Source organism: [Pseudopropionibacterium] massiliense, assembly GCF_900607225.1.
Classification (GTDB): Bacteria; Actinomycetota; Actinomycetes; order Propionibacteriales; family Propionibacteriaceae; genus Arachnia; species Arachnia massiliensis.
In genome coordinates this window covers 1,759,435-1,770,382 of sequence record NZ_LR027842.1, presented here as the reverse complement: position 1 = coordinate 1,770,382, position 10,948 = coordinate 1,759,435, and the positions used below count along the sequence as shown (strand labels likewise).

Genomic DNA, 10,948 nt, shown 5'->3' with positions numbered 1-10,948 from the left:
GCGGTACAGTCCGGGTGTGAGTGTGTGGGACTGGCTGCGGTTCGGCGGTGGGATTCTGGCGCTCGTCGCCACGGCGATTCTCCTGTTGCGGCTGCACGGAGTGACGCTGCGTTGGTTGCCGCTCACGGCGGTCCTGCGGGCGGCGGTACAGCTGGCTGCGATCTCCGTGCTGCTGAGCGGCGTCAACCAGTGGCCCTGGCTGGTACTGGGGTTCATCGCGTTGATGCTTTCCACCGCTTCCTGGACGGGAGCCTCCAGGGCCGAGGGGCTTCCCGGCGGGAGGCGCAATGCTGTGATCGCAGTCGTGGCGGGAGGATTGTCATCCCTGCTCCTGACCCTCCTGGTGGGGCTGATCTCACCCACGCCCCAGCACGTCGTGGCCATTGCGGGGAGTGTCATCGGCAACTCCATGAACATAGTCACCCTGACCTCGCGCAGGATCCGGGCCGATCTCGACGCCCACCGGGGAGAGGTGGAGGGCTGGCTGGCCCTGGGCGCCACCCCGTCCCAGTCGACCGCCTGGCTCCGGCGCAGCTCGGTGAGGGAGTCCCTGCTGCCGAACATCGATCAGACCCGCAACACGGGCCTGGTCACCCTGCCAGGGGCTTTCATCGGTGCGCTGTTCGGGGGTTCCAGCCCCGTCGAGGCAGCGATGTTCCAGTTGACCATGCTCTCCGCCATTCTCGTCAGCGCCGCCGTGACGGGGACGTTGTTCTCGACCCTGAGCGGACGCAGCCCCGTGCTGCCCACCCCACAAGAATTTTGATAATGGAAGCGAGTTTCGATCATGGTGGAAAGTCGCGTGCTCCAGGTGGACGATATCTCGGTGTTGACAACCTGGAAACGGATGAGGAACATTCGCCTGAGGATCGTTCCGCCCGAGGGAGAGGTGAGGGTTTCGGCACCGCTCGGCGTTCCACCGGAGCGGATAAGTCGTTTCGTCCGGGAGCAGCGGCCCTGGATAGACCGGAAGCGTGATGAGCTACGAGGCGCGGGTCTCGAAGCGGATCGGTTCGAGGATGGGGGAAGGGCCAGGCTGTGGGGTGGCTGGTGCGACGTGGAGCACAGGCAAGGAGGCCGGGCCCGCGCCTGGGTCGCAGGCCACCGGCTGATCATCGCGGGCAGCGACGATGCTGCCAGGGAACGCGCCATCGCCAGGTTTCGGCGCCGTGAGGTGGAACGTGTTTCCCGGCCGCTGCTCGACTCGTGGGTGGCCGTCATGGGGGTGCCGCGGCCAGCCGCGGTGCGATATCGCGCCATGCGCACCAGGTGGGGTTCCTGCAATCACCGGACCGGGGCGATCACCCTCAACACGGCTCTGGTGAGGTTCCCCGTCGCAGCCCTCGAGTACGTGGTCGTGCACGAACTGGCTCACCTGAAACATGCCGACCACGGTCAGGGGTTCTGGTCCCTGGTGGCGGCGGCCCTCCCGGATCACGTCGAGAGACGAAAACGTCTCGGCACCTACACGATCTGAGTCCATGCTGTACCATGATTTCCGTTAGCAAAGGTGGGGCAATGAGCCCGATGTCAATCAGGAGCCCGGTGGTGAGACGTTTTGCAGTCGTTCCTGTGATTTCGCTTCTTTTCCTTTCAGGATGTACTCAGGAGGTCCCTGCGAGCACCGGCCCGAGCGACTCTCCGCGTGAGGTTTCAAGCAGTTCCGTCGCCCCCGGATCGGCGGAACCGAGTTCCGCATCGGCTGAGCCCAGTGAGGTCCCCAGCCCCACACCGGAGACAACGGCATCCGTGGCCGCCCTGCTCTCCCCGGGTGACAGCGGTGACAGGGTCCGGGAACTTCAGCACCGGCTTCTTCAGATCGGATGGTTCGAGGGAAAGATCTCAGGGGACTTCGACGACAAGACCAGACTCGGTGTAGAAGGTTTTCAGGCCAAGCGTGGCCTTCCTGTTCTCGGTTTCGTGGATCAGGTGACGATGGACAACCTGAACTCGATGACCCGACAGCCCACCGAGGACGAGATGAACAACGTCCTGAAGCCCGGGCCCACCTTGATGGCGAAAGGTGACAAGGGGGACAACGTCAAGGAACTCCAGGCCCGGCTGAAGCAGATCGGCTGGTACGGGCCGGACGTCAACGGTGAATACGACGACGCCACTGCCGAATCCGTGAAGGGGTTCCAGGGCAAGCGACAGCTCCCCGTCACGGGTGAGGTGGATCAGCGGACGCTGGACCGGATCAATTCCATGACCCGCAAACCCACCCAGGACGAGATGAACAACGTCAAACCCACTCAGAAGCCCGAGGAAAACGGGATGACGCTCGACGACCGCTGCCTGCAGGGCCGGGTGCTGTGCATCTCGAAGGCGCAACGAAAACTCGCTTGGGTGATCGATGGTCGGGTTCAGATGACGCTCGCCGTACGGTTCGGCTCGGATGAGACCCCCACCCGCAACGGGGTCTTCTCCGTGGGATGGAAGTCTCGTGACCACGTCTCGACGATCTACCACACCCCCATGCCCTATGCCATGTTCTTCTCGGGAGGCCAGGCCGTCCACTACTCCGCCGACTTCGCCAAGAACGGTTACAACGGGGCCTCCCACGGCTGCGTCAACGTGCGCGACAAGGGAGCCATCGCATCACTGTTCGATCAGGTGCAGCCTGGGGACAAGGTCGTGGTTTACACCGACTGACCCCCGCACCCCGGGGTGAGTCGGCCCCGGGTCTGATGGTTCGGCGTCAATCACCCACTAGGGTGGCTCTTGCAGTCCTTGCCAACTAGTGAAAGGTGACGCGCGTGGGCATTACTCTTGCCATCACGTTGCAGGTGATCTCGTCTTTTATGTTCGCCAGCGGGGCGACCCTGCAGCACTTGGGTGTGAAGTCCACGTTCGATCCTGACGCAACGGCGTCTTCCAACCGTCTCACGCTGACGGGGATGCTGAGGCTGCTCCTGATTCCCAAATGGTTGCTCGGCCTGCTCTGCGTGCTCTCCGGGGCCGGTCTGCACCTGTGGGCGTTGACCATGGCCCCCGTGGCGGTCGTCCAGCCGGTCGGAATCCTGGCGGTTCCGTGGTCGGTGATCCTGAGTTCCCGGATCCACGGCCACCGGATCCCCTTCCGGGTGTGGCGCGCCGTCCTGGTGACCGTGATCGGCGTGGTCGGGTTCACCGTGTTCTCGTCGTTGTTCGCGAACGGCGAGAAACAGTTCGGTTTCATGCCGATCACATGGTCCTTCATCGCGGTTTGCGTGAGCTGCGCGGTGCTCTCCTTCTTCGCGGCCAAGAAGGCCGCCCCGTGGGCCAAGGCGATGATGTGGTCATCGGTCGGGGCGATCTTCTACGGCCTTGCCTCCGGCATGATGAAGGCGGCCATGAACATGGTCCAGTCCGGGGAGTTCCACCTGTTGCACCCCACCACCCTGGTGGTCATCGGGTACATGCTCGCCTGCTACGGCCTGGGGGCCTGGATGATCCAGCAGGGTTACGCATCCGGTCCCGCGGAGATCACGGTGGGCACCATGACCACGGTGGATCCCTTCGTCGCCGTGCTGTTCGGACTGTTCGTCCTCGGCGAAGGCTCCGGAATGGGTATTGGACCATCCGTTGGCATGATCGTCTCCGGTGCGGTGGCAGTGTACGGAGTGGTGATGCTCTCCAAGGATCACCCTGACACCCTCGCGGAACGCGAGAAGGCGGCGAGGGAATCCAGTGCCGTGGTCAAGGGGTGATCTCCAGTGCGGCCAGGCCCCGACCGCTCCCGTTCTCGGCCGAGAGAATGAGGGTGCTCATCTCCTTCGGTGCCGCGAACTTGAGGGTGATTTCCGCGGGCTGTCCGGAGCTGACCCGCATGGATGGGTTGTTTGTCGGTTGGTAGCTCTTCGTGGTCTTGCGCGACAGCAGGTAGATGTCGAAGGAAGCAGAACCCTCGTTCAAGGTGATACGGACCTGGACCTCGGCGGCATTGTCGCTGGTCCAGGTGGAGGAGAGAAGCTCAAAGGTTCCTCCGCCGTTCCCCTCGAAGGGTGCTTGGGTTTTTCCCGCGCCCAACGATGACATGTCTGTAGACGGGGACAAGGCAGAGGGGCCTCCGGTGGCCCCTTCCTGGCTGGATCCGAGGATTTGCAACCCCAGCAGGACGGCAGCGACCACAGCGAGGGCCACGACCCCGATCAGCACACTGCGTACTGCTCCGCCTCGTGGCTGCTGGTAGGCCTCGATCCGTGTGGGAGCACTCGCGGCGTTGGAGGCGGGGGCGCCGAAGGGCAACCGTGGATCTCGCCCCTGTCGGGAGGGGGGATTCTGCTGAGAGGGGTTCTGCCACTGTGGAACGTTCATGGTGGCTCACACCATACCTGTCGATCTTGTCAACAATTGCTGCGGTTCCCGTGAAAGCGGACGATTCGGTTGGCAGCCTCCCACAACGGTGGTGTGAACACTTCTGACGCCATCCTGCACAGCTCCACCGATGAGGACCTCCTCTGCATACCCGGAATCTGTCTCGGATTCCGCCCGACGGAGTCCTGCGTGGTACTGGGGATCTCGGAGAACCATGTGGAGTTCTGCGTGCGTGCGGACCTCGACTGGCTCGATGACGGTGGAGCTGCTCTGATCAATCAGGTTGATGCCGCGGCGCAGGCCGTGGGAACCAGCAGTTTTGTGATCCTCGGATACACGGCGAACCCGGACGAGAACAGCGAACGACTGATCCGTCTCGCCTTGGAGATCAGGGGCAGGGTGACAGATGTGCTCATGGCCACCTCGGATCGTTACTGGGTCGTCACCCCCATGGGCCTGGTGCCTCCCGAGGGATGTGCGTGGGACCCCACGGCAACGACACTTTCCGCTGAAGCCGTCTACCTGGGGATTGCAGTAGCCCTGAACCGGTCGGAAGTGATCGCGGAGGTGCGCCCCTCCGTGGAACCCGTGGAAGCGGAGTTCCTCACGGATTCGGCCCTCGAGTACATTGCTGGGCTTGGACGAGGGCAACGTAGGGAACTGATGGAGAAGTTGCTGGATGGTGGGGAACCGATGCTTCCCATCGAGGGAGCGCAGCTGGCGGTCCTTGTGGGTGACCCCGAGCTGGCAGGGGAGGTGGTGGCGCGTCTCGATCGCGAAAGTGCAGCCAGATTGCGCCCCAGGATCGCGTATGCCAGGCGCATGTGCAGCGATGCGCAGGTTTCCGAAGTACTCGCGTTGCTGTCCTTGATCTGCTGGTACGACAACCAGGGAGCACAACAGACGGAATGTTTGGAACAACTGGAGGAACTGGTTCCGCGACACCGTCTTCTGCCGTTGCTGCGAGGGTTGAGAGCTCTGGCCATCAAACCTCCCATTCCCTTCCCACCGGATTCCTTCCCAGCGGACTGAAGGACCACTAGAGTAAGGACATGCGTTTCGTTGTTTGCGGAGAAGCTCTCATCGACCTACTGCCAAGAGAACAGGTTTCCGCGGCCGAGACCCACTGGTCGGCGCTGTGCGGTGGCGGCCCAATGAACACTGCACTCGGGCTTGCGAGGCTCGGGGAGGACAGCCACTTCCTGGGGCGGTTGGGAGGTGACGCCTTCGGACGTCAACTCGAGCGTTACCTCCAGGACAACGGTGTCGCGACCGATCTGGCGATCAGGGCAGGGGAACCCACGTCGGTCGCGGTCGTCTCGCTCGACGCCGAGGGAAGGGCGTCCTACACCTTCCATTTCCAGGACACGTCGAACTTCGGTTGGCGGGCGGGGGAGTTCCCCGAGCTCAGGGAGAATGACTGGCTGCACTTCGGATCCATCGGAACCATTTCCGGGCCGGGGGCGCGGGCCGTCCTGAATTTCGTGCGCTCCACCCCGGCCTCGCTCAGCTACGACATCAACGTACGCCCAACCGTGCTGTCCGACCGCGTGGAGTACTTCCAGCGCGTCGAACAGCTGATAGCAGCCGTCGGGGCCGGCGGCGGCATAGTCAAGGCCAGCGACGAGGACATCTGCTGGCTCGTGGATGACCCGGACCCGCTGCCCTACGCGGAGGCATGGTGCATCGAGTACGGTCTTGCCCTGTGCATCGTCACGCTCGGTCCCGATGGCGCCGTCGCCATCAAGCCGGACGGGAGACAGTTCCGCGTTCCGGGTCACGCCATCGAGCTGGCGGACACGGTCGGGGCCGGGGACACCTTCATGTCGGGATTCCTGGCCTCCTACGCCAGGCGTCCGGACGATGTCGAGCGGGCCCTTCGCTGGGGAGCAGGGGCATCCGCGTTGGTCTGCACCAAGCAAGGAGCGAATCCCCCGACCCGCGCCGAACTGGAGGCGTTCCTCTCCTCGCCGAAGAAGAAAATTGAATAGATAAACCTATCTTTAATCGCAATGAGATTGGTTAGGTGAACCTAATTCCTGCCGTCGTGTGCGCCAAAGGAGATTAGGCTTTGAGGCATGGCAACGATGCTTTCTTCCAAAGCGATAGATCGTCTCGCTATGGCGCACGACGCCTCTCATTATGCCTTCACCCCGGTGCAGATATCGAGGCCCCAGAGCGTCAACGACATACTGGACCTGTTCGCCCACGCCCGTCATGAGGGTTCCCCGCTGACCTTCCGGGCCGGCGGTTCCAGTCTGTCCGGGCAGTCCGCCGGCGACGGCATCCTCGTCGATTCGCGCCGCGGGTTCCGCGGGATCCAGGTCCTCGACGAGGGACGTCGCGTGAAGGTCTCCCCGGGGGAGACCATTCGCGCCGTCAACGCCCGTCTGGCCCGGTACGGATACAAACTCGGCCCCGACCCGGCAAGCGAGATCGCCTGCACCATCGGCGGCATGGTCGCCAACAATTCCTCCGGTATGCAGTGCGGCACCACCGAGAACTCGTACGCAACCCTGGATTCGCTGGAGTTCGTCCTGGCCTCCGGTACCCGGATCGACACGGCCGATCCGGACGCCGCCCGGCAGTTCGCCGAGGCCGAACCCGAACTTGTCGCGGGGCTGATGAGGCTGCGTCAGCGAATCCTGGACAACCCGGACTCGGTGAACATCATTCGCCGCCAGTTCGCGATGAAGAACACCATGGGTTACGGGATCAACTCCCTGCTGGACTTCGAGACCCCCCTCGAGATCGCCAGGCACCTGATGATCGGATCCGAGGGAACCCTCGGGTTCGTGGCCTCCGCCACCTTCCGAACCATTCCGGTGGCGCCCCACGCGGCCTCGGCCCTGGCCATCTTCCCGACCCTCCGGGAGGCCACGGCCGCGCTTCCCGATCTGGTGGCCGCCGGTTTCGCGGCCGTCGAGCTGATGGATGCGCAGTCGCTCAGGGTGGCGCAGACGCTTCCCGAGGCCACCCCCGAGATCCTGGAACTGGACGTGACCGGTCAGGCCGCACTGCTGCTGGAACTCCAGGACGCCACCGCCGCGGGGGTCGAGGACAAGATCGAGGCCGTGGCGCCGCTACTGGCCTCCTTGCCGCTGACGAGCCCCACCCAGGCCACCAGTCACGGACCCACCCGGGCCCGGCTGTGGCACATCCGCAAGGGCCTTTACACCACGGTCGCCGGACATCGCAACCCCGGCGCGACCGCCCTGCTCGAGGACATAGTGGTACCCGTGCCGACGCTGCTGGACACCTGCACCGAGCTCATCAAGCTGTTCGGGCAGCACCGGTACGAGAACTCCGTCATCTTCGGTCACGCCAAGGACGGCAACGTCCACTTCATGCTCAACGAGGACTTCACGGATCCGGCATGCATGGAGCGCTACATCCACTTCACCGAGGACATGGTCGACCTGGTGATCGGGCACGGCGGGAATCTCAAGGCCGAGCACGGCACCGGGCGCATCATGGCTCCGTTCGTCGCCCGCCAATACGGGGACGAGCTTCACCAGGTGATGTGTGAGATCAAACGCCTGTTCGACCCGGCGGGCATCCTGAACCCGGGTGTGGTGCTGACCGACGACCCGCAGGGCTACCTGAAGAACCTCAAGCTGGTGCCCAGCGTCGAGGAGGAGGTGAACCGCTGCGTGGAGTGCGGTTTCTGCGAACCCGTCTGTCCCTCTCGCGAACTCACCCTCACGCCGCGACAGCGGATAGCGCTGCGCCGGGAGCTGGCCTCCAACCAGCCCGACGAGCAGCTCCTGAAGGACCTCGACAAGGACTACGACTACCACGCCATCCAGACCTGCGCCGTCGACGGCATGTGCGGGGAGGTCTGCCCCCTCCACATCAACACCGGCGACCTGGTGCGCAGGCTGCGCGCCGAGCAGGCCAATCGTGTTCTCGGCGGGGTGTGGGGAGCCGCCGCCAAGGCTTGGGGGCCGTTCACGAAGGGCGCCAGTGTCGCGATGACCACGGCGCACGCCGTCGCCCCGGTCGCCTCGGGTATCACCAAGGTGGCGCGCAAGATCATCAGCCCGGACGTCATGCCCCAGTACTCGAAGGACCTCCCCAAGGGCGGCAAACGTCCCAAGGCCCGGGAATCGGCAGATCCGGTGGCCTTCTACCTCCCGGCCTGCATCCAGACCATGTTCGCCAGCGGGGTTCCCAAGGCGTTCACCGCCCTGTGCGAACGGGCCGGGGTCCCGGTGACCACGCTGAACACCGGCAGCCTGTGCTGCGGCACCCCGTGGAAGTCGAAGGGTTTCCTGAAGGGATACGCAACCCAGCTCAAGCGGGCCGAGGAACGTCTCGGCGGCAGTCCGGTTCCCATCGTGGTGGATGCGGCCAGCTGCACCGAGGGTTTCCACGTCATGCAGTCGAAATCCTCCAGCGAGGAGTTCAAGGCCGTCCAGATAGTCGACGTGGTCAAGTTCGCCCACGAATGGCTCCTGCCGCACCTGACGGTGACCAACCGCCTGGGCTCCATCGCCCTGCACCCCACCTGTTCGTCCACCCACCTCGGGTTGAACGACGCGCTGAAGGGCCGGGCGGAGGCGATGGCGGACGAGGCCTCCGTCCCGCGGGACTGGGGTTGCTGCGCCTCCGCCGGTGACCGCGGAATGCCCCCCCCGGAGCTGAACGCATCGGCCGCGAAACGGGAGCCCGCGGAGGTCAACTCCCGCCACTTCGACGCCTACGCCTCGCTCAACCGTACCTGCGAGATCGGCATCGGTAGGGCGACGGGCAAACCCTACGTCCACATCCTCGAACTCGTGGAGCAGGCCACGCGTCCCTGAACCCGGCGCCGGGGGCCGGTTCTCAGACCAGCCCCCGCTCCCAGGCCTCCCGCACCGCGGCGGCCCGGTCCAGCACCCCCAGCTTGGCGTAGACGTGGGCCAGGTGGGTTTTCACGGTGGCCTCGCCGATCCCGAGTCGTCTCGCGACCGCCCGGTTGGTCAGACCGTCCGCGACCAGCGCCAGCACCTCGGTCTCCCGGTCGGTGAGCGACAACCGTGACCCGTGGGGGGCGTTGGCGTGCGCCCGGGGGGAGCCGCTCATCAGTTCCCGGACGGCCGCCACGAGCTGGTCGCGGGGAAGGTCCTTCAACAGGTATCCGTCGGCGCCCGCCGCCATCGCCCTGCGGATGTCGCGTTCCGTGTCGTAGGTGGTGAGCACGAGAACCCGGGGACGCTCTCCCCGTTCCCGCAGCTGCCTGATGGCCGCGAATCCGTCGCCGCCGGGCATCCTGAGGTCCATCAGCACCAGGTCGGGATCGTGCTCGGCCACGACGGCCAGGGCCTCGGGGCCGTTCCCGGCCTGCCCGACCACGTCGATGTCCTCCTCCAGGGCGAAGATCCCGACGAGGCCGTCCCGGACGATCGGGTGGTCGTCCACCACCACCAGCCGGAGGGTCATGAGGGAACCACTGCTGTCACCGTGCATCCTTTCCCCGGCGCGCTGTCCACTCTCAGGCTGCCGCCGATCTCTGTCAGGCGATCACGCATGCCGGAAAGCCCGTGCCCGGCGGCGAAGATGGGTGTGAAACCGATGCCGTCGTCGGTGATGCGGATCCGCGGCCCGGCGGGTGTGCCGTCGAGGCGCACCCACACCCGGCTGGCGTTGCCGTGCCGGGCTGTGTTGGCCAAGGATTCCTGGGCGACGCGGACCAGCACTCCGTCGTGCGGCGAGGCGGCCGGGGCGTCGTCGGCATCCAGTTCGGTGACGATGTGGTTCATCCGCCCCCAGCCCCTGACGATCTCGTGCAGGGCATCGGCCAGGGGACCGTCATCCAACTGGTGTGGCGCCAGGGCCTGCACCGCCCGCCGTGCCTCCGTGAGGCAGTCCCGCGCCACCTGTTCTGCCCGCCGGACCCTTTCCCGGGCGGAGTCGTCCAAGGAGGAGGGGAGCGCCTCCAGCTGGCGGATCACACCGATCAGTCCCTGTGCCACGGTGTCGTGGATCTCCCGCGACAACCGTGCCCGTTCCTGCTCGATACCCATCTGGCGGGCCTGCGCCATCAGCTCCTCGTGCAGGGCCAGGTTGGCCGCGTTGGCCTTCGCCAGCCGCTCGGCGGTCTCCTCCCGGATCCGCACCTGACGTTCGTGCTCCCGGTTCAGCGTCAGCATGAGGAAGGCCACCCCGACGTTCACCAGGGCCAGCAGCGTGAAAAGCCAAGGAGTCGCCGAGGCCCCGGGGATCCCACCGGCCTGTCCGACCGCGATCACCAGCCCCGTGGCGATGGTGGCGGGCACCCGGAAGGATCCCGTGACCAGGCGGTCGACATCCGGATAGCCCGAGAACAGGTAGATGCACATGAACGGGTTGAACAGGGAGGCCGTCAGGGCGAGCAGCAGATTGCCCGCCACAAAAGCGAGCGCTGCCGGGCTTCCCCCGGACGGCGGCCGGACCGCCACGAACACGCGGCCGAGCAGGATCAGGGCGGCGGGGCACAGGGAGACGAGCATGCCCCCGGGGTCGATGAGCCTGTCCGTCAGGACCCAGCCGATGATCACCGACACGGCGAGCAGCACGAAGGGTCCCCAGCGTGCCGCCCGGATCGCGATCGGGCTCTCGTAGCGTTCCACCGGACCATTGTCCCGGTCCGGTGGTGGTGGCCGCCATCCACCGATCGGACGATGGTGGA

10 protein-coding genes are annotated in these 10,948 nt (G+C 65.4%); 7 read left to right on the top strand and 3 right to left on the bottom strand.

From position 1 onward, the window contains the following. The first annotated feature begins 16 nt into the window (after positions 1-16). From E0E39_RS07885 to E0E39_RS07870, 4 genes are all read left to right on the top strand, one after another. Positions 17-766 (top strand): ABC transporter permease, encoded by a 750-nt coding sequence (locus E0E39_RS07885; RefSeq protein ID WP_130874251.1) that lies wholly within the window; start codon positions 17-19, stop codon positions 764-766. 81 nt (positions 767-847) lie between these two features. Then, on the top strand, positions 848-1,477 hold the full coding sequence (locus tag E0E39_RS07880) for a M48 family metallopeptidase (protein ID WP_165444688.1): 630 nt from the start codon (positions 848-850) through the stop codon (positions 1,475-1,477). Positions 1,478-1,749: 272 nt separating this feature from the next. Then, positions 1,750-2,652 (top strand): L,D-transpeptidase family protein, encoded by a 903-nt coding sequence (locus E0E39_RS07875; RefSeq protein ID WP_245988235.1) that lies wholly within the window; start codon positions 1,750-1,752, stop codon positions 2,650-2,652. Between the two features lie 104 nt (positions 2,653-2,756). Then, the gene (locus tag E0E39_RS07870) at positions 2,757-3,689 is read left to right on the top strand and encodes a DMT family protein (RefSeq protein ID WP_130874248.1); all 933 of its coding nucleotides are present in this window, start codon (positions 2,757-2,759) and stop codon (positions 3,687-3,689) included. Here the strand turns inward: E0E39_RS07870 and E0E39_RS07865 are convergent. Continuing rightward, positions 3,679-4,296 (bottom strand): hypothetical protein, encoded by a 618-nt coding sequence (locus E0E39_RS07865; RefSeq protein ID WP_130874247.1) that lies wholly within the window; start codon positions 4,294-4,296, stop codon positions 3,679-3,681. The two genes, E0E39_RS07870 and E0E39_RS07865, sit on opposite strands and share 11 nt — an antisense overlap. A 93-nt stretch (positions 4,297-4,389) precedes the next feature. Between E0E39_RS07865 and E0E39_RS07860 the strand changes: the two genes are divergently transcribed. The 3 genes from E0E39_RS07860 (at position 4,390) to E0E39_RS07850 (ending at position 9,101) form a co-directional block, all read left to right on the top strand. Beyond that, complete coding sequence (locus tag E0E39_RS07860) at positions 4,390-5,328, top strand: DUF4192 family protein (protein ID WP_165444687.1); 939 nt, start codon at positions 4,390-4,392, stop codon at positions 5,326-5,328. 20 nt (positions 5,329-5,348) lie between these two features. Further along, positions 5,349-6,287, top strand: coding sequence for a carbohydrate kinase family protein (locus E0E39_RS07855; protein WP_130874245.1), 939 nt, complete (start codon positions 5,349-5,351; stop codon positions 6,285-6,287). 87 nt (positions 6,288-6,374) lie between these two features. Next, on the top strand, positions 6,375-9,101 hold the full coding sequence (locus E0E39_RS07850; RefSeq protein WP_130874244.1) for an FAD-binding and (Fe-S)-binding domain-containing protein: 2,727 nt from the start codon (positions 6,375-6,377) through the stop codon (positions 9,099-9,101). A 22-nt stretch (positions 9,102-9,123) separates the two neighbouring features. Here the strand turns inward: E0E39_RS07850 and E0E39_RS07845 are convergent, their stop codons facing one another. Further along, the gene (locus E0E39_RS07845) at positions 9,124-9,720 is read right to left on the bottom strand and encodes a response regulator (RefSeq protein ID WP_130874243.1); all 597 of its coding nucleotides are present in this window, start codon (positions 9,718-9,720) and stop codon (positions 9,124-9,126) included. Further along, positions 9,717-10,889 carry a sensor histidine kinase gene (locus E0E39_RS07840; protein WP_130874242.1) on the bottom strand — a complete coding sequence of 391 codons (1,173 nt, stop codon included), beginning with the start codon at positions 10,887-10,889 and terminating at the stop codon, positions 9,717-9,719. The genes E0E39_RS07845 and E0E39_RS07840 overlap by 4 nt, the downstream gene beginning before the upstream one ends. Between the last annotated feature and the right edge of the window lie 59 nt (positions 10,890-10,948).

Bases quoted from the DNA above. Each gene is read 5' to 3' on its own strand.
- E0E39_RS07855 (WP_130874245.1), top strand. From the start codon at position 5,349: ATGCGTTTCGTTGTTTGCGGAGAAGCTCTCATCGACCTACTGCCAAGA.
- E0E39_RS07865 (WP_130874247.1), bottom strand. From the start codon at position 4,296: ATGAACGTTCCACAGTGGCAGAACCCCTCTCAGCAGAATCCCCCCTCC.
- E0E39_RS07845 (WP_130874243.1), bottom strand. From the start codon at position 9,720: ATGACCCTCCGGCTGGTGGTGGTGGACGACCACCCGATCGTCCGGGAC.
- E0E39_RS07880 (WP_165444688.1), top strand. From the start codon at position 848: ATGAGGAACATTCGCCTGAGGATCGTTCCGCCCGAGGGAGAGGTGAGG.
- E0E39_RS07850 (WP_130874244.1), top strand. From the start codon at position 6,375: ATGGCAACGATGCTTTCTTCCAAAGCGATAGATCGTCTCGCTATGGCG.